The 19,001-nt window shown below is 72.9% G+C and carries 10 protein-coding genes and 3 pseudogenes; 9 read left to right on the top strand and 4 right to left on the bottom strand.

Features of this window, described 5'->3' with window-relative positions:
• Positions 1 to 390 precede the first annotated feature (390 nt).
• Complete coding sequence (locus ACIP67_RS20130; protein WP_401693272.1) at positions 391 to 831, bottom strand: ATP-binding protein; 441 nt, start codon at positions 829 to 831, stop codon at positions 391 to 393.
• An 84-nt stretch (positions 832 to 915) separates the two neighbouring features.
• Between ACIP67_RS20130 and ACIP67_RS20125 the strand changes: the two are divergent.
• Positions 916 to 2,189, top strand: a pseudogene (locus ACIP67_RS20125) (helix-turn-helix domain-containing protein).
• Positions 2,186 to 2,755 (top strand): flavoprotein, encoded by a 570-nt coding sequence (locus ACIP67_RS20120; protein WP_401693271.1) that lies wholly within the window; start codon positions 2,186 to 2,188, stop codon positions 2,753 to 2,755. Before ACIP67_RS20125 ends, ACIP67_RS20120 begins: the two are co-directional and overlap by 4 nt.
• Before the next feature lie 404 nt (positions 2,756 to 3,159).
• On the opposite strand, the pseudogene ACIP67_RS20115 reads toward ACIP67_RS20120, so the two are convergent.
• Positions 3,160 to 3,963: pseudogene (locus ACIP67_RS20115) on the bottom strand (glycosyl hydrolase family 5); the annotation flags it as partial.
• 213 nt (positions 3,964 to 4,176) lie between these two features.
• Positions 4,177 to 5,847, bottom strand: a complete 1,671-nt coding sequence (locus ACIP67_RS20110; RefSeq protein WP_401693270.1) for an AMP-binding protein — start codon at positions 5,845 to 5,847, stop codon at positions 4,177 to 4,179.
• 829 nt (positions 5,848 to 6,676) lie between these two features.
• On the opposite strand from ACIP67_RS20110, the gene ACIP67_RS20105 reads away from it, so the two are divergent.
• From ACIP67_RS20105 to ACIP67_RS20095, 3 genes and pseudogenes are all read left to right on the top strand, one after another.
• On the top strand, positions 6,677 to 8,014 hold the full coding sequence (locus tag ACIP67_RS20105) for an MFS transporter (RefSeq protein ID WP_401693269.1): 1,338 nt from the start codon (positions 6,677 to 6,679) through the stop codon (positions 8,012 to 8,014).
• Between the two features lie 27 nt (positions 8,015 to 8,041).
• Positions 8,042 to 10,570: a family 78 glycoside hydrolase catalytic domain gene (locus ACIP67_RS20100; protein ID WP_401693268.1), complete on the top strand. Its 2,529-nt coding sequence runs from the start codon at positions 8,042 to 8,044 to the stop codon at positions 10,568 to 10,570.
• A 54-nt stretch (positions 10,571 to 10,624) separates the two neighbouring features.
• Positions 10,625 to 11,024 (top strand): annotated as a pseudogene (locus ACIP67_RS20095) (IS5/IS1182 family transposase); the annotation flags it as partial.
• A 397-nt stretch (positions 11,025 to 11,421) separates the two neighbouring features.
• Here ACIP67_RS20095 and ACIP67_RS20090 read toward each other — a convergent pair.
• A complete protein-coding gene (locus tag ACIP67_RS20090; RefSeq protein ID WP_401693266.1) occupies positions 11,422 to 12,018 on the bottom strand; it encodes a TetR/AcrR family transcriptional regulator in 597 nt (198 codons plus the stop codon).
• A gap of 441 nt (positions 12,019 to 12,459) precedes the next feature.
• Here ACIP67_RS20090 and ACIP67_RS20085 point away from each other — a divergent pair, with 441 nt between their 5' ends.
• The 4 genes from ACIP67_RS20085 to ACIP67_RS20070 all read left to right on the top strand — a co-directional run bounded on the left by ACIP67_RS20085 (position 12,460) and on the right by ACIP67_RS20070 (position 18,992).
• A complete protein-coding gene (locus tag ACIP67_RS20085; protein ID WP_401693265.1) occupies positions 12,460 to 15,279 on the top strand; it encodes an AAA family ATPase in 2,820 nt (939 codons plus the stop codon).
• Between the two features lie 343 nt (positions 15,280 to 15,622).
• Positions 15,623 to 16,414 (top strand): S1 family peptidase, encoded by a 792-nt coding sequence (locus ACIP67_RS20080; RefSeq protein WP_401693264.1) that lies wholly within the window; start codon positions 15,623 to 15,625, stop codon positions 16,412 to 16,414.
• A gap of 227 nt (positions 16,415 to 16,641) precedes the next feature.
• Positions 16,642 to 18,036: an MFS transporter gene (locus ACIP67_RS20075; RefSeq protein ID WP_401693262.1), complete on the top strand. Its 1,395-nt coding sequence runs from the start codon at positions 16,642 to 16,644 to the stop codon at positions 18,034 to 18,036.
• A 53-nt stretch (positions 18,037 to 18,089) separates the two neighbouring features.
• On the top strand, positions 18,090 to 18,992 hold the full coding sequence (locus ACIP67_RS20070) for a PaaX family transcriptional regulator C-terminal domain-containing protein (protein ID WP_401693261.1): 903 nt from the start codon (positions 18,090 to 18,092) through the stop codon (positions 18,990 to 18,992).
• The last annotated feature ends 9 nt before the right edge of the window (positions 18,993 to 19,001 follow it).

Genomic DNA, 19,001 nt, shown 5'->3' with positions numbered 1-19,001 from the left:
ACCTTGATCACCAAGGCCAGAGTCAGACGAAGATCACCAAGTGGGTCACTTTTGATCCGCCGTCAGAGGGTCAGCATTCGACCGTCGCCGAGATCCGGCCCGGGGTGTTATCGACGGAGTTGCGTGACGGCTTGGCTCGGCCTGCTTCGTCATCTTCCTGTTTGCCCTGGGGCCGCCGTCGCGTCGGCGGCCCCAGGCAAGGCCGCCGACGCGCGGTCCCTCCGTAGGTGGGCGATGAGAGTGGCGCTCGTTGCACAGCACCTCCCAGGTTCCTGGGAGGTTCCTTGGTCCCACGCGGGTGAACTGGTGCGGAGTGCTTCGGTGACCCGTCGGTCTGTTTCCGGGCCCGAGCGGGCAAGGAGGGATGCGAAGGCCGTCGACGTCGGTCGGTCAGTCCCTCTGACCGACTGACTGGTCGAGTGATCCACGCCGGGGCTGCTGAGCGGTGGTGTTCTCGGCTTCAGTGTCGGCGGCGTCTCCGGCGTACGAGGGGACGGGAGCCTGCCCGATGGCCTCGGTCAGCAGGGCCGCGGTGGAGCCGGAGGGTACGACGATCTCGGCCCAGCACCGTTTCCCGTTGCCGGCCGGTTCAGCGCCATAACGGTCGGCCAGGGCGGAGACGAGGAGCAGGCCCCGACCCCTCTCGCTGTTCTCGTCCGGAACAGCGGGCCCAGGCAGCAAGGAGCTGGAATCGCAGACCTCGATGCGCAGGACCTCCCTGACCAGCTGAGCCGTCAGGGACACCTGACCGGTGTCTCCGTACCGGACAGCGTTGGTGACCAGCCCGCCACAGAGGTTCGCCTTCCCCCTCGTCGGTGCTGCATCGCTCATGCAGAAACCGCATCAACCCGAAACGGGCTGACCTGCACCAGGTTGGGCAGACATGCTCTGCGACGACAGAAGGAGCCGTGGTAGATGACCGAGGGACACGGTGAAGCGCGACGACTCGGTGAAGTGATCCGTCATGCCCGGGTGTCACTGCGACGCTCCCAGCGGGACATCACCGCCGCACTCGGCTACCACCAGTCCAAGGTGAGCCGGCTGGAGAGCGGCCGAGGTATTGAGGACACCCGTGTCCTGCGTGCCGTCGCAAGGGAACTCGGCATCCCTGACGCGCAGTTGGGACTTGCCGTCCTGACCGACGCTCCCTTCCCTGATCACGAGGTTGTGGGCATGCACCGCCGCACCGTCCTCGCCGCAGGTCTTGCCGCGCTGGCACCCTCCCCCTCCGGGGTCCCGGCCCACCACGATCTCGTCCGAGCACTCTTGCCCGGCACGAGCCTGGCGGGTACCGGTGTCCCGTTGGACGCGACAGCGCTCCGTGAACGGGTCGGCGCCGCCCGTAGGCTCTTCCACACCTGCGACTACACAGCTCTGGCCCGTACGCTCCCCGGCCTGATCGCCGACCTGCGGCAGGCGGCCGCCGACACCCCGGCCGGCCCGGACGAGCTCGGCGGGCTCCTGGCGACGGCATATCAGACCTCGACCAGTCTGCTGCTCAAGCAGCACGACCCCGGCATGCCTGGCTGGCGGCCGGCCGCGCGACGACCGAGGCCGAGCGCTCCGGTGACCTGGTGGTCCTCGCTTCCAGCGTTCGCGTCCAGGCCCACGTCCTGGCCCGTGAGAACCACACCGCCCAGGCCGTCACCCTCGTCCGGCACACCGCCGGCCAACTCGCCGGTTCCTGCGACCGCCGTCACCCCGAGTACCTGGCGGCCGTAGGACTGTTACTGCTGCGCGGCGCCACCGCGGCCAGCAGCGAGGGCGACCGGGCGGCGACCGACGAGTTTCTCGCCGAGGCAAGAGAAGTGGCCCGGTACGTCTCACTCGACCGGCCGGACGCCTGGGCCGGCTTCAGCTCCACCAACGTCGCTCTCCACGAGGTCAGTGCCCTGGTGTCGCTCGGTGACGCAGGCCTTGCCCTCCAAGCCGCCCGGCCGCTCATGCGTCGGCCCATCCCCGTGCCCGAGCGCCGGGCCGCGCTGTGGGTGGAGGCCGCCCGGGCCTACAGCCGGCAGGACCGCCTCTCCGACGCCTACCGGGCCCTGCGCGTCGCCGAGAGCTGTGCCGCCCAGGACGTCCGCCGCCCGGCCGTACGCGATCTGGTCGCCGACCTGGCCGCCCGCGATCACCGCCGTACGCTGCCGGAACTGCACCACTTCAGCCGCCTCCTGGGAGCCCCCGCGTGACCGAGCCGACCACTGAGGACAAGAAGCCCTTCCTGTACGTCGTCGTCTGCGCCTCCGGTGTCGCCTCCGACGTCGGCAAGCTGATCACCGCCGCGCAGGGACGTAGCTGGGACGTCGGCGTCATCGCCACCCCGCACGGTCTCGGCTTCCTCGACACCGAGACCATCCAGGCCCGGACCGGCTACCCCGTCAGGTCCGCCTGGCGCACCCACGGCGAGCCGCGCCCCCTGCCTCCGGCGGACGCCATCGCCGTGGCCCCGGCCACCTGCAACACGATCAACAAGTGGGCAGCCGGCATCTCCGACACACTCGCTCTGGGCATCCTGTGCGAGGCGTACGGCATGGGCGTCCCCATCGCTGCTCTGCCCTACCTGAACGCCGCCCAAGCGGCTCACCCCGCCTACCGGCAGAGCCTCGACCGACTTCGTGAGATGGACGTCCTGATCGGCTCGTACGAGCCGCACCCGCCCAAGGCCGGCGGCGGAGCGGACCGCTTCCGCTGGGACGAGGCCCTGGACCTCCTGGGGCCGCGGCTCGGCCGTCTGCCACAGATCCGACGGATGTGAGACGCGCTGCCGCCCTGCCGGTGCAGCACGGTCGCCGTCATGTGCGTCTGGTGCGCTTCCGGCACGGGGCCCGTGCCGGTCAACAGGCGGCTACACGGCCCGGGTTCTTGCCTCACCTGACCTGGGCCGTCTTGGCGCGGCGCCCGCCCCTGTCGGTACAGGGCGCGGGTAGGCAACCGAACGGCCCTGCCGAGGACCTGGACGTCCGCGCCGCCCGCCTCCCCGCCCACGACCGCGCCGGGGACCCGTGGAGCCCCGGCGCGGTCGTGGGCGGGGACCCGTGGAGCCCCGCCCGTCCGGGGAGGGTGCCGCCGGACGGGCGGGGGGACTGGGGGTGGGGGTGGAGGTGGGGGGTCTGGGCGAGCCCCGGAGCGGGTCCTGCGGCGGGTCCTTCAGGTCACGGCCGGTCCGCCGGTGCCGCCGGCCTGGACGGTCTCGACGGTCGACGAGAAGGAGTTCACCGCGAGCCCGGCTCCGTTCTGCCAGGGTTCGAAGCCGGCCTGAATGCTCGTCAGGTACCAGGTGTCCTGGGCCATCCCCCGGGCCACGGTCTCCCGGACGAAGTCCATGACGTCGAAGCTCCAGTCGGAGATCGCCGACGGGGCGACGAAGGAGATCACGTCGTTGGAGCCGTTGCTGCCCGTCCAGACCTCCCAGGCGCGCCCGGCCACGGTCGCCGTGCCGACCGCGGAGCCGATCGGCTGGACCGAGCCCACCCGGTTGAACCAGATCATGATCTCGGTCCGGTTCACCCCGTCGGTGCGGGGCGTGGGGTCCAGCCAGATGTCGTACGACGCGTTGTAGACGGCGTCGCCGACATAGGCGTACGAGATGCTGCTGGGTGCGCTGGAGACGCCGTTGACCCGGGCGGGGAGTGCGGTTCCGGGTGAGCAGTTGGTGTAGTGGCAGCCGTTGAAGACGGACGGGTACGACTTCGGGGCGCCGTCGGTGGGCACGGAGCCGTCGGCCCGGGTGAGCCGGAATCCGGTGTCGGTGGCGGTGACGCACTGGGTGGAACTGGTGCCCCAGCGGTTGTTCTGGACGACGTAGCGCCCTTGGATCGTCGTCGTTCCGTACTGCTCGCAGAGGGTGGTGTCGGCCTCGGCGGACGGCGCGGCGGCCACCAAGGCGGTGAGGGTGAGGAGAGCGGTGAGCAGCGCACCGAGCAGTCCGCGCGGAGTCCGGGGGCGGTGCGGTGACGGTTGCATGTGGGGGGCCTCTCCAGGAGGGACAACCGGATCGGTGACGCGGCACCGGGGGCGCTCCCTGCCAACGCCTTTTGGGAGCGCTCCCATGAACAAGGCGTGAGGGGACTGTAGAAGTCCACCCGCACTCCTGACAACCGTCGGGGCGAGCACTCCGGACACACGCACCGTCGCGCTCCACCCCGGCGGGGCCGACGGCGCGTCAGGCTCCCGGGGTCACCGGAAGTCCTCCTCGCGGTACTCCGCGGCCGAGCCGGCCGCCGTGGCCTCGCGCAGTTCGACGCGGCGGATCTTGCCGGAGACGGTCTTGGGCAGCGGCGCGAACTCCAGGCGGCGCAGGCGCTTGTAGGGCGCGAGGACCTCGCGGGAGTGCTCGAACAACGCCTTCGCGGTGTCGGGACCGGGCTCCCAGCCCTCGGCGAGGACGACGTACGCCTTGGGCACGGCGAGCCGCAGCGGGTCGGGGGCGGGGACGACGGCCGCCTCGGCGACGGCCTCGTGCTCCAGCAGCGCGCTCTCCAGCTCGAAGGGGCTGATCTTGTAGTCGGACGCCTTGAAGACATCGTCACTGCGCCCGATATAGGTGATGTATCCGTTCTCGTCCCTGGTGCCGATGTCGCCCGTGCGGTAGTAGCCGCCCGCCATCGCCTCCGCCGTGCGGTCGGGGTCGCCGTGGTAACCGGTCATCAGGCCGACCGGGCGCTGCGACAGGTCGAGCGCGATCTCGCCCTCCGTCGCGCCGGGCACGCCGGACACCGGATCGAGCAGTTCCACCCGGTAGCCCGGGCTGGGGCGGCCCATGGAGCCGGTCTTGAGGGGCTGGCCGGGGCTGTTGGCGATCTGCACGGCCGTCTCCGTCTGGCCGAAGCCGTCCCGGACCGTGACGTCCCAGGCCCGCCGTACCTGTTCGACGACCTCGGGGTTCAGGGGTTCGCCGGCCGCCACGGCCTCGCGCGGCGGGGTGCGCAACTGGGTGAGGTCGGCCTGGATGAGCATGCGCCAGACGGTCGGCGGGGCGCAGAAGGTCGTCACGCGGGCACGGTCCATCTCGGCCATCAGCCGCGCCGGGTCGAAGCGTGTGTAGTTGTGCAGGAAGACGGTCGCCTCGGCGTTCCACGGGGCGAAGAGGTTGGACCAGGCGTGCTTGGCCCAGCCGGGCGAGGAGATGTTCAGGTGCACGTCGCCGGGCCGGAGCCCGATCCAGTACATGGTGGCGAGGTGCCCGACCGGGTACGACACATGGGTGTGCTCGACCAGCTTGGGGCGGGCCGTCGTCCCGGAGGTGAAGTACAGCATCAGCGGGTCGCCGGCGAGGGTCGGGCCGTCGGGCAGGAACGCGGCGGAGGTGGTGTCGGCGTCCTCGTACGGCTGCCAGCCCTCCGGGACCCCGCCGACGGCGAGGCGCGTGTAGTCGCCGGGCACGTCATCGAACTTGCCGGTGTCCGCGGCGCGTACGACGACGTGCCGGACCTGCCCGCGCTCCACACGGTCGCGCAGGTCCGCGGGGCCGAGCAGGGGGGTGGCGGGGATGACGACGGCGCGCAGCTTCATCGCGGCCAGGGCGGTCTCCCACAGTTCGGCCTGGTTGCCGAGCATGACGAGGATCCGGTCGCCGGGTCCGACACCGCGCTCGCGCAGCAGGTTGGCGACCCGGTCGGACCGTTCGGAGAGGCCGGCGAAGGAGAGCCGGACCTCGGAGCCGTCCTCCTCGACGATGTGCAGGGCGGTGCGGTCGTTCCCGTCCGCGATGGCGTCGAACCAGTCCAGGGCCCAGTTGAAGTGCTCGGGTCGGGGCCAGGTGAAGTCCCGGTGGGCCGTGGCGTAGTCCTCGCGGTGTTCCAGCAGGAAGTCCCTGGCCCTGCGGAACTGTTCCGTCGCCGTCGTCATCTGTCCTCCTGGGTGCCGGACCATCATCGCCGGGCGGCTCTTCCGCCATCGTGCAGTCCGTGCCGCAGGTCTCACTACCCCCGAACGGGGTGTGCGCCATGGTGGGGCCCGGACGGGTGGCGCACCGCGGGGAGAGGGCGGGCCGGCGGTGACAGCGGGTACGGCCGCGGCGACGGAGCCGGCAGTGCGCCGGCGCCGCCGCGTCCGGCGGGGCTCCCGGTGGCCTTCGGCGGGCCGGTGGAGCCGGGGCGGCGGCGGACGCGCGTCGGCGAACCGAGCAGCGCGGCCACGTGCACGATGCGCGGAAAGGCGGTGATCGCCGGGTACGGCCTCGGCGGCAAGGCGGTCGCCGTGGGCCGCCCGCGCGCCGTGACCGACCGGTCCCCCTCCTGGAGGATCAGCCACGGCTACGACGCGGCGGTGGCCGAGCAGGACCTGCCCGGCGCTCGCGGTCCCGGTGGTCGTACACCGCCGGATGCGCGGTGTCCGGTACGGCGCCCCGCGCACGGTGCGGCCGCCGGCCGACCGCACCCCGAACGCCGCGGTCGACGGCGGACGCCGGACCGGCCCTCTCCGTGCCACCGGGCTCCGGCGGACGCCGGACCGGCCCTCTCCGTGCCACCGGGCTCCGGCGGAGGCTCCGACTCCGCTCCGGGAGCGGCGGTGCCGGCGATGGTGCGGGTCCGTCGCGGCCCTCGCGCGAGACTGGTCGGACACCACACCTACCAACTGGTTGGGAGGTTGTGTTCTACTGTCCTCCGCCAACGGGCGGAAATCGGCCAGGCCTCCGCCCTGCACCCAAGCAACGACGCTTCGAAGAGGTGTGTTCATGACGCACGACCCCCTGGTTTCGGCCACCTCCGTCACCGTGGACCGACCCCGAGCACCGTTGAAGAACGCGGTTCTCGCCGGACTCGCCTCCTACCTGGACTCGGCCACCATCGTCAGTACCTCCATCGCTCTGGTGATCTTTCAGGCCGCGTTCGGCCTCACCAGCCTGTCGATCGGCGTCCTGTCGTCACTGCTGACCCTCACCATCGCGCTCGGCGCCCTCGTCGGCGGCCGGCTGGGCGACATGGTCGGCCGCAAGCGGGTCTACTCGGTGGACCTGCTGGTCTACACGGCCGGCATCGTCATCCTGCTGTGCGCCGTCAACACGCCCATGCTCTACGTCGGCGTCGTCGTGGCCGGCCTCGCCATGGGCGCTGACATCCCCACCTCGCTGGCGCTGATCGCCGAGACCTCACCGGAGGGCCGCAGGGGCCGCATGGTCAGCGTCTCCTCCATGCTCTGGCTGGTCGGCATCGTGGCGGTCACCGTACTGGCCGCGCTCTTCGCGGACCTCGGGATGACCGGTGCCCGGATCCTCTACGCCCACCTGCTGATCGTCGCCGTCATCACCTGGTTCCTGCGCCGCTCGATGCGTGAGTCGGCCGAGTGGCGGCAGGCCAGCGACAGCGGCCCGCGGGAAACCGCCGGGGAAACCCTGCGGGCCTCGGCCCGGCAGCTGCTGCGCCCCGTGCTGCTGATGCCCCTGGTCATGACCGGCCTCTACTACACGCTGTGGAACCTGTGCGCGAACACCCTCGGCCAGTTCTCCACCTACCTGTACGTCAATGTCGCGCACACCGAGGTCTCCACCGCCTCGATGCTGGGGCTGATCGGCATGCCGCTCGGCCTGGGCACCACCTACGTGTTCATGCGGATCGCCGACTCCAGGCTGCGCCGGGTGTTCTTCGTCATCGGCGCGGTGCTCCAGGTGGTCGGCTACGCGACACCGGTGGTGCTCGGGTTCTCCACCACCTCGCTGTTCCTGCTGTCGCTCGCCGGTGGCATCGGCCAGTCGTTCGCCGGCGAGGCCATCTACAAGGTCTGGTCGCAGGAGTTCTTCCCGACCCTGCTGCGCTCCACCGCCCAGGGCATCACCTACGGCGTCACCCGGGCACTCACCGCCGGCTTCGCGGTCGTCACCCCCTCCATCGCCGCCTCCGACCCTCAGCTGCTGGTCGGGCTGCTCGCCGGCTTCATGCTCGGCAGCGGACTGATCGGCGGCCTGGTGATACCGGCCCTGGAACGCTCTCGGGGCACCGCGCCCTGGGCCAAGCCTTCCTCTTCCTCCCCCAGCCCGTCCGGCACCGCCTCCGACGCCGCGCCGAACGCCGTCTGACCCGACCCCCACCCCGGAGAACCACCCATGTCCGAACGCACCCCCGCGTCCGCCCCCGCGTCCGCCCCCGCGTCCACCCCCGCGTCCACCCCCGCAGTCCTGCGCGACACCCGCTGGCAGGGCCACTGGATCGGCCCCCGCGACACCCGCCCCGAGCAGGGGCAGATAGTGCTGGGCACGGCCGGTGAACGGGCCGGATTCGGCCGCTTCCTGTTCCGTACCACCTTCGACCTGGACACCGTCCCCGAGTCCCTGCCGGCCCGGATCACCGCCGACTCGCGCTACACCGTCCACCTCAATGGCCATGAGGCCGGGCGCGGGCCGATCCGGAGCCAGCCCCGGCGGCTGACCTACGACGACCTCCAGCTCGCGCCGCTCGCCGTGCCCGGCGAGAACACCCTGGTGGTCACCGTCACCTACTACGGGCACGCCAATTCCTTCTGGATGCCCGCCGCCGCCAACCCCACCCTCGGGGGTGACGCGGTGCTCGTCTTCGAGGCCGACCTGGGCGACCGGATGCTGGTCAGTGACGAGAGCTGGCAGGTGCTCGACACCGGTGCCTGGCAACTGCCGGGCTCCATGAGCGGCCTGGACGGGGTGCCCGTCGAATGCCTCGATGCCCGCCGGCTGCCCGCCGACTGGCGGACCGGCGCGCCGGACGCCGACTGGCGGCCCGCCCACATCGTGCCGACGAGCCACGTGGGATCGCTCGCCCGTTCGCAGCCGCCCACCGACCCCTACGGGCCGCTGCTGCCCCGCCCGATCGGCCCGCTGGGCGGGGACGTCGTCACCCCCGTCCGGGTCTCGGTCGCGCCGCCCGCCGAGGCCGCGGGCCACCCGCACCCTGTCGCCCGGGTTCGCGCCCATCTCGCCGGACTCACCGACTGGGACCTGCGGGACACCGCCTTCCCGCTGGTGCTCGAGCCCGGTGGTGCCGGACAGGCCCGGCACGTCATGCTCGACATGGGCCGGGTGGTGTGCGGACTGGTCCGCCTGGAGCTGTCCGCGGCTCCCGGGACGCAGATCGACCTGATCTACCGTGAGCTGCCCTACCCTCCCGGCGTGCCGGAACCGGGGACGGCCCCGAACACCGGTGCCCGCTACATCGCCCGGGGCACCGACGACCGTTTCGAGGCCTTCGAGGTCAACGGTTTCCGCTACCTCCACGCACTGATCGACGCGGACGGCCCGGTCCGTGTGGAGTACGTCGAGGTGCGCGAGCACCTCTACCCGCGCGCCGGGAACGCGTACTTCCGCAGCAGCGACCCGGAACTCGACGCGCTGTACGCCGCCGGGGTGCGCACCGTGGCGCTCAACTCCCATGACGCCTTCACCGACTGCCCGACCCGGGAGCAGCGCGCCTGGGTCGGCGACGGAGTGGTGCACCAGATGGTGCATCTGACCACCTCCACCGACTGGCGGCTGGCCCGCCGCTACCTCGAACTGGGCAACTCGCCCCGCCCGGACGGCATGCTGCCGATGAGCGTGGTCGGCGAGATCGAGGCGAGCGGGGGCGTGTCCATACCCGACTGGGCCCTGCACTGGCTGCACGGGCTGCACACCTTCCACCGCTACAGCCCCGACCGCGCGTTCGTCGCCGAACTCGCCCCGACCGCACGGCGGATCCTCGCCTGGTACGTGCCGTACCTCAACGAGGACGGTGTGCTGGCCGACGTCCCCGAGTGGAATCTGGTCGACTGGTCGAGCGTGCTGGTCGACGGCGCGAGTTCCCTGCTCACCGCGCTGTGGGCGCGAGGGCTGGGCGAGTACGCGGAGATCAGCGCCGCCCTGGGCAACCACGGCGACGCGGCCTGGGCCGAGGGCCTGTGGGAGCGGGCGCGGGCGGGCTACGAGACGTTCTGGGACGAGCGGCGCGGCACCTACGTCGACCATGTCGTGGAGGGCGTGCCGAGGCCCGAGACCTCACAGGCCGCCGGCTCCGCGGCGATCGTCTCGGGGCTGGCCCCGGCCGACCGCTGGGACCGGATCATCGACCGTGTCATGGACCCGACGCGGCTGGTGACCCGTTCCTGGATCGGCGGCGCCGACGGCGGCTACGACGAGCGGAAGATGGCGGACCAGGTGCGCGGCATCCAGCGGGTGGACTGGGACGCCGAGGAAGAGGTCGTCCGCGCCCAGCCCTTCTTCGGGTACGTCGTGCACGACGCGGCGGCGCTGGCCGGCCGCACCGCGGACCTGGTCCGGGAGATGCGCGGGTGGAGCGTCTTCCTCAAGGACGGCTACGACACCTTCGGCGAGTGCTGGGGCTGGGGTTCCCCGGTGCACGGCTGGAGCGCCACGCCCACCCGCGACCTGGTGACCAGGGTGCTCGGCGTGACCCCCGGCGAGGCGGGCTTCGCGCGTGTGCGGGTCGCTCCGGCGTACGGGGTACTGGAGCGGGCCGAGGGCGCGGTGCCGACCCCAGCCGGGCTGCTGACGGTGTCGTTCGACACGGCGGCGGTCGAGGTGGACAGCCCGTTGCCGTACACGCTGGTCCTGCCGGACGGCCGGGAGTGCTCGTACGAGCCGGGCCACGTCCGGGTACCGCTCGCCTGACGGGCTCCGCCGGTCCGGACGCCTCGGGCACTGTCCGGCGGATCACGCGACCTTCTGGCCGGCTGCTCGTCGGGGCGGGGCCGCCCACCGGCCCTGCCGGTCACACCGGGCCAGTGGGGTGACACCCCCGGGCGGCCGAGGTCCTGGGCCGGAGATCCCGGGGGGTACCCCGCCCGCTGGGCGGACGGCCCCGGACCGGCCTGACCACGTCAGCGGCGACAAGGCATACAGCTCCCGCAGCAACCGCCGGTGCCGGGCAGCACAGGCGGTAGGCCCACCGGCTTCGACCGCGAGCGCCGCCGCTGCCGCTGCCGCTGCCGCTGCCGCCACGAGGTCGAGCGAACGATGGACCGGGCTCACGGACTCCCGGGCCGTCGCGACTCGCGACGACGGACGGGCCCATGTCTTCCAAGACACCGTGACCGCGGCAGCGATCCGCCGATGGCTCCGCCGATCATGCGCCGGACACTGCCCCGCTAGGGCGCTTCTGACGGATCTCCGTGGGAGAAGGAGCGGCGTTCGGTGCGTGCCCTCGGCGTGCGGTGTGCAGGGTCATGTGGCGGAGCCACCTGGCCCCGCACACCGTGCGGTGAGTGGGGGTACCGCCCACGCCGTTCAGGCAGTGGGGGAGCGTGCCGGGCGTCGCGACGCCGCGAAGATCCGTCAGAAGCGCCCTAGGCCCAGGGCCTAGGTGTGCTGTCCGGGCAGGTTGGTGACGCGGCTGGCTGGTGTCTGGCCGCCGATGCCGGTGTGGGGTCGGTGGTAGTTGTACCAGTCCACACCGAACCCAGAAGGCCCTCACCCTTTCAAGCACCCAGCACGCGTGTCACCAACGTCCCGGGACAGCACACCTAGGGCCGTGCGACGGAGCACAGGGTGCGCAACTGGCCCACCACGGTCGCCGGGTCCACCTCGTCCGGGCTGATCAGCCACTGGTTCTCGGCACCCTCGACGACCGCGAGGATCAGGGCGCCGAAGGTTTCCGGGTCGAGGTCGGCGCGAAGCTCCCCGGCCTCGATCGAGCGCCGCACCACAATCGCCAGATCGGCGCGCAGCCGTGCGTAGCGCCGTGCCACCCACTCACGGGCCGGGTGGTCCTCACCGGACGCCTCTGCGGTGAGGATGTGGGCGAGCTGCACCATCTCCCGGTTCATGACCACCTCTTCGGTGAGCGGGCCGATCTGGTCCATCAGCTGGAGCAGGGTCGTACGGCTGTCGGGGTCGGAGAGGTCAAGCTGGGCGTCCCGCTGCTCCAGCAGGGCCAGCAGGACGGCCTGCTTGCTCGGGAAGTGGTGCAGCAGCCCGGCCCGGGTGAGCCCGGCAGCGGCGGCGATGTCGTTCAGACTGCCACCGCGGAACCCCCGGGAGGAGAAGACGGTCAGCGCGGAGGCGAGGATACGGTCCCGCGGATCGCCGGAGACGCCGTCACCACGGCGGTTGTTGCCCATCGGGCCATGATATGGCCGCGTGCGGCCAGCATTTCTTGTGGCCCCCTGGCCGGGCGACTGACCGGACAGGCAAGCAGGGCATGCGAGCAAGCAGGGCGTACGGGCGGCCGAGCGGGCAGGCGGGCGTGGCGTACAGACAGGCGGCCGGAGACGGCCGGACGACCGAGCGGGCAAGCCACGCGACCCGACGACCGAACAGGCAAGGCATCCGGGCGAGCGGGCGGCCTGGCGGGCGGGGCGGCGGCCGGACGGGCCCCGGCAGGCGGGGCCGGGCGTGCCCGTCGGGGCCGTGGCGGGCCCGCCCCCGGCGTCCGTCCGTTACAGCGCGCCGCGACGAATTGCCCCATGCGCCGATTGTTGTCTCCCTCACCATGCCGTCCCTCCGAATTCCCATGCGCCAATGCCTAGAATTTGCCCCGGACACGACACTCGGAGGGAGCGGTGACCGTGCGACGGGACTTCACGGAGTCTGCCAGCCGCCGCCCCGACCTGGTCGTCGGCCGGGAGGAGCTGTTCACGGCGGCCCGCGAGCAGCTGGCGCGCGGCGGCAGCGTGCTGCTGCACGGCCCCGCCGGAATAGGCAAATCGACCGTGCTGCGGGCATTGGCCGCCGATTACGGCGAGACGGCCCGCACCGTGTTGCGCTGCTCGGCCACCGAGTCCGAATCCCACCTCCCCTTCCTGGCCCTGGCCGATCTGTTCGGCCTGGTCCTCGACGAGGTCTCCGGCCGGCTGCCCGCCGCCCAGCGCACCGCGCTGGAGGCGGCCCTGACCGGCCGCGGCGAATCGACCCTGCAACGCGACGGCCTCGCCCTGCGGCTGGCCGTGCTGTCCGCGCTGCGCGCCCTCGCCGCCGCGGGTCCCGTCCTGGTCGTCGCCGACGACCTCCAGTGGCTGGACTCCGCCAGCGCCGAGCTCCTCGGCTTCGCCGCCCGCCGGCTGGGCGACACGCCCGTCCAGCTGCTCTGCGCGGTCCGGACCGAGGGCCAGGAGTACGACCGCCAGCTACGCGCGTCCCCGCCCGACACCCTCGCCGTCCGCCTCAACCCGCTCTCCCGCTCCCAGGTCTCCACCCTGCTCGACCACCGCGGCTACACCGACCTGCCCCGCTCCACGGTCCGCGAGATCCACCGCACCAGCGGCGGCAACCCGCTGTTCGCCCTGGAACTGGGCCGCGCCCTCGGCGAGAGCACGACCCCGCCGCGCCCGGGTGAGCCGCTGCCGGTGCCGACCTCGCTGCGTGCCCTGGTGCTCAGCCGTCTGGAGATGCTCTCCGACGAGGCCCGCCGCACCCTGCTCGTCGCCAGTGCGGGCGCCCGCCCCACCCTGGCGCTGCTGCACGCGGCCGGCCGGGAGAACGCCGAGGCCGAGACGGCCCGGGCGGCGTCCCTGGGGCTGCTGGCGACGGAGCCGGAGGGTCCGGCCGTACGGTTCGCGCATCCGCTGATCTCGGCCGCGCTGTACGCGGAGGCGCCCGCGCAGGAACGGCGGGCCGCGCACGCCGCGCTGTCCACGGCGGCCTCCGATCCGATCGAGCGGGCCCGCAACCTCGCCCTGGCGACCACCGGCACCGACCCGGAGGTGGCCGCCCGGCTCGCCGAGGCCGCCGCGCTGGCCCGGGACCGGGGAGCCCCCTCGGTGGCGGCCTCGCTCGGTCTGCTCGCGGCCCGGCACGCCCCGCCGGACGGCACCCCCGGCCCGGACGGGCACCGGTTGCAGGCCGCGGAGGACGCCATCACCGCCGGCGAGGTGGACCTCGCCCGGGACGTCGCGCGCGAGGTGCTGTCCCGGGCCACGGTGCCCGCCGAGCGGGTACGGGCGTGGGAGGTGGTGATCGAGGCGGCCGGACAGTCCCTCGGCGAGGTCGACGCCGCCTTCCCGCAGGCCCTTGCCGACGCCGGCGACGACCCGCGGCTGCTCGCCCTGGTCCACTACCGGCTGGCCTGGCGCAAGCTGGTCGTCGAGGGCGACTTCGCCGAGGCCCGGCAGGAGGCCGCGCACACCGCCGACCTGGCGGCGCGGGGCGGTGACCGGCGCACCGAGCTGATGGCGCTGTCCTTCCAGGCCTCGACCGAGACCCTGATGGGCCATCCGGACGCGCCCGCGACCATCAAGCACGCGCTGAAGGAGCCTCAGGACCCCTACGTGGCCTGCCACCACAACGGCGCCGGCACCGCCCGTTTCCGCTGGCTGCTGATGAGCGACCAGCTGCCCGAGGCCCGCTCCACCATCACCGCGCTGCTGCGCGAGGTGCGCCGGCGCGGCATGGTCGAGAGCGAGGTGCACTTCCAGCGTTTCCTCGCGGACACCGAACTGCGCTCGGGGCACTGCGGACGCGCCCTGGACCTGGCCCGCGACAGCCTGCGCCTGGCCCGGGACTCCGGTATCGGCCTGGGCGCCTCCGCCATGCTCACCTCCCTCGCGGAGGCCTCCGGCGGCGATGTCGACCGGGCGCTGGCGCTGGCCCGGGAGGCCGCGGACCGGGCCGAGGAGGACGGCGACCAGATGTACCTCTCCCGGGCCCTGGCCGCGCTCGGCTACGCCCAGTCGGTGGCCGGGGACGCGGCGGGCGCGGTCGCCAGCCTGCGCCGGGTGCGGGAGCTGGAGCAGGGCATGGGCATCACCGACCCGGCACGCGGCCGCTGGCAGGGCGATCTCGCCGAGGCCCTGGTCCGTATCGGTGAGCCGGGCGAGGCGCAGGACCTCATCGACGTCACCCGCGCGCACGCGCTGCGGTTGGGCCGCGAAGGTGTACTGGCCGTGCTGGACCGGGCGGAGGCGCTGGTGCGGGCCGCGCGCGGCGACCGGGAGGGCGCGGTGGCCCGTCTGACGTCCGCTCAGGACCGGCTCGCGGGGCTGGGGTACGGCCTGGAGGAGGCGCGGGCCGCGTTCGCGCTGGCCCGGCTGCGCACCGGGCGGCCGGGGCCGACGGCGTACGAGGAGGCCGCGCGGCTGTTCCGGCGGTGCAGGGCGCTGCCGTGGCTGCGGCAGGTCGACGCGGCGGTGGCCGCGGCGGGCGGGGCCGGTCCGGTGGAGCCGCCCGCGCCGGTTCCCGCTCCGGACGCGCTGGAGGGGCTGGCCGCGATGGAGCGTCAGGTCGCCGCGCTGGTCATGGAGGGCGCGACCAACCGGGAGATCGCCGCGCGCCTGTTCATCAGCGTCAAGACGGTGGAGGCGACCCTGACCCGGGTCTACCGCAAGCTGGGGATCCGCTCGCGGGTGGACATCGTCCGACTGGCGGCGGGGCGTCACGCGAAGTAGCGATTCCGCGGGTTAACTGCCAGCGCGGGCTCACGGCACGGGTGGACCGCGCGGGGTTCGCCGCGCACGGTCTCCCGCGCGGGGGTTTGCCGCGCGTGGTGTGCAGCGCGGGGTTCGCCGAGCGGCGACCGAGGGTTTTCCCTCCCCAACTCCCCTAGGGGGTTCCCTCATTGGGAGACGAGGGGCCGGCCCCTAGCGTAAGGGGCGTGCCGCTCGCCCGGTCACACGGGGAACGGCCCCTCACCCACTCCAGGCTCCGTCCGAATGGGAAGGGTGCCCGCCCCCGTGCACACCCCCACACCCGCGCGACCCCCCACCGGCAACTCCCCCAGCAAGGAGATCCATGTTCGGGCTCACCCGTGCGAAGAAGACCGCGGCCGTCGTGGCCGTGACCGCTGCCGCCGCCGCGACGGCGTTGCTCAGCGCCCCCACCGCTGTCGCGGCCCCCCAGCCGATCGTCGGTGGTACGACGACCACCACGACGGCGTACCCGTTCATGATGCAGATCACGGACGCCTCGCAGAACCAGTTCTGCGGCGGCACGCTCGTCGCTCCCACCAAGGTGGTCACGGCCGCGCACTGTATGGTCGGCGAGACCACCAGCAGCGTGAGAGTCGTCGGCGGCCGCACGTACCTCAACGGCACCAACGGCACGGTCAGCCGGGTCAGCAAGATCTGGATCAACCCGGACTACACGGACGCCACCAACGGTGACGACGTGGCCGTGCTGACCCTGTCGACGTCGATGTCGTACACGCCGGCGTCGTACGTGACGTCCAGCCAGACCGGTGTGTACGCGGCCGGCACCACGGCCCGCGTCCTCGGCTGGGGGACCACCTCCTCGGGCGGCAGCTCCTCCAACCAGCTGCGGACCGCGACCGTCCCGATCGTGTCCGACTCCAGCTGCGGCAATTCCTACGGCTCCGACTTCGTCGCGAGCGACATGGTGTGCGCCGGATACACCTCCGGCGGCGTGGACACCTGCCAGGGCGACAGCGGCGGTCCCCTGCTCATCGGGGGCGTCCTGGCAGGCATCACTTCCTGGGGCGAGGGCTGCGCGGAGGCCGGTTACCCGGGTGTGTACACCCGGCTGACCACCTTCTCCAGCCTCGTGGCGGCACAGGTCGCCTCGTGACCCGGAAGAACTCCTGAGTACCCCTCAGGTGCACGACCAGGGGGCGCTGCGGGCCTCCACGAGCGGCCCGCAGCGCCCCCTCTCCATGTCCTGCTCCGTGTCCTGCTCCGTGTCCTGCTCCGTGTCCCGGCGCGGTCCCACGCGGTTTGATGTTGTGCACTTTCTTGACGGCGGTCGATTCTGAGCCTACTTTCGCGGTGTCCTTCCCCCGGTCAAGGGAGACCGCGATGTCCCCGCCCCCCGTCGCCCCACCGCCTCCGAGCCCCGAACGCCTCCGCCGGCTCCGCCGGGTCGCCCTCTCCGGGCTGCTCGGCACCGCAGTGGAGTTCTACGACTTCCTCGTCTACGGCACGGTCGCCGCCCTCGTCTTCGGTGAGCTGTTCTTCCCGGGCGCCGACCCCGCCGTCGGCACCATCGCCGCCTTCGGCACCTTCGCCGCCGGTTACGTGGCCCGCCCGGTGGGCGGCGTCCTCTTCGGGCACTTCGGCGACCGGCTCGGCCGCAAGTCCATGCTGCTGCTCACCATGGGCCTGATGGGCGGCGCGAGCTTCCTCATCGGCCTGCTGCCCACCTACGGCACGGTCGGCGTGTGGGCGCCGGTCCTGCTGATCACCCTGCGCGTCGTGCAGGGCGTCGCCATCGGCGGCGAGTGGGGCGGCGCCACCCTGATGGTCGTCGAGCACGCCGGAGAGCGGCGCCGCGGTCTGTGGTCCAGCTTCACGCAGCTGGGGGCCCCGCTCGGCTCCCTGCTGTCCACCGTCGTCGTGACCCTCGTGGTCGCCCTGCCCCGGGACGAGTTCGTGGCCTGGGGCTGGCGGGTGCCGTTCCTGCTGAGCGTGGTGCTGCTCGGCGTCGGGCTCTTCGTCCGGCTCAAGGTGGTGGAGAGCCCGTTGTTCGCCGAGGTGAAGAAGGAGCGCGGCGAGGCGCGGCTGCCGGTCCTGGAGGTGCTGCGGCACCCGCGTCCGGTGCTGCTGGCCTGCTGTGTCGGCATCGGCGCCTTCACCGCCCAGTCGCTGCTGACCGGTTACCTGATCGCGTACGCCACCGGCATCGGCTACGCCCGCCCGCAGGTGCTGACCGCGCTCACCGTGTCGGCGTGCGTCGCGCTCGTCGTCCTGCCGTGCGCCTCCGCGCTGTCCGACCGGGTGGGCCGCCGCCCGGTCGTCCTCGCCGGGGCCGTCGCCTCCGCGGTGCTCGCCTTCCCGGTCCTCGCGCTGGTCGACTCCGGGTCGCCCGGACTGCTGATCCTCGCCGTGGTCCTCGGGCACGGCGTCGCCCAGTCCACGATGTACGGCCCGCTGGGCGCGCTGCTCACCGAGATGTTCGGCACCCGGGTCCGCTACACGGGCGCGTCCCTCGGCTACCAGGGCGCCACCCTCATCGGCGCCGGCTTCTCCCCGATGATCGCCGGCAGCCTGGTGGCCGGCAGTGGCAGCGGCACGCCCGTCGCCCTGCTGCTGTGCGGGGGCGCCGTCGTCACCGCGCTGACCGTCTGCTGTGTGCGGGAGACCAGCCGGGCCTCCCTCGCCGACCCCGCCGAACAGCCCGCCGGCCCCCACGCCGAGGAGGTTCCCGCCGACCTCCCCGTGCTGCCCGGCACCCGCACCGCCGACGGCCGGTGAACGCCGTACGGCCGCCCGCCGCGCCGCCGGTGGACGGCCGTACGCTTGCCACCGTGGAGGACGACGACATCCTGGACCCCTCGAACGACGGTGGCGCGGGCCGCGACGCCCCGGGCGGCGACGGCGACACCGCGGACGGGCCGCAGCCGCGCCCGCAGTCGCTCCTGCTCGCCTTCTTCGGCAACCACGTGCTGGACGAGGGGGACCTGTGCGTCTACTCGGGCAGCATCATCGACGTCCTGGGCCGTGTCGGCGTCGGCGAACAGGCCGTGCGCTCCACGCTGACCCGCATGGTCAACCGGGGCATGCTGCGGCGCCAGCGGGAGGGCCGCAGGATGTACTTCGGGCTGACGCCGCAGGCGACCCGCGTGCTGGAGGACGGCCGCACCCGCATCTGGACGCAGGGCGCCGTCAACGACGACTGGGACGGCTCCTGGACCCTGCTGGGCTTCTCCCTGCCCGACTCCTGGAAACGCCAGCGCCACGACCTGCGCTCGCGGCTGACCTGGTCCGGGTTCGGCGCGCTGTACAGCGGGCTGTGGATCGCGCCCGGCCACGTCGACGTCTCCGCCCTGGTCGCGGAGCTGGGACTCACCGCCCATGTCAAGATCTTCCACGCCCGGGCCGACGAGGCCACCGACATCGCGTTGATGGTCCGTGACACCTGGGACCTGGAGAGCATCGCCGCCCGCTACGTCACCTTCGACAAGCGGTGGACCGCCCATCTGAGCGACGGGGCCGGGAACGACCCGATCGGCACACGGCTGCGCCTGGTCAGCGAGTGGCTGGGGACCATCCGCACGGACCCCCGGCTCCCCGCCCGGCACCTTCCGCCCGCCTGGCCGGCCCGCCCCGCCCAGGACACCTTCCGGCGCGTCGCCGAGGAGACCACGGAGCCCGCCCACCGGACGGCCCGCGCCCTGCTGGAGACCACCGGGGCGCGCCGGACGCACTGACCAGCGGGC

The organism is Streptomyces sp. NPDC088812, assembly GCF_044750285.1.
Classification (GTDB): domain Bacteria; phylum Actinomycetota; class Actinomycetes; order Streptomycetales; family Streptomycetaceae; genus Streptomyces.
This window is presented reverse-complemented; position numbering and strand designations above follow the sequence as displayed.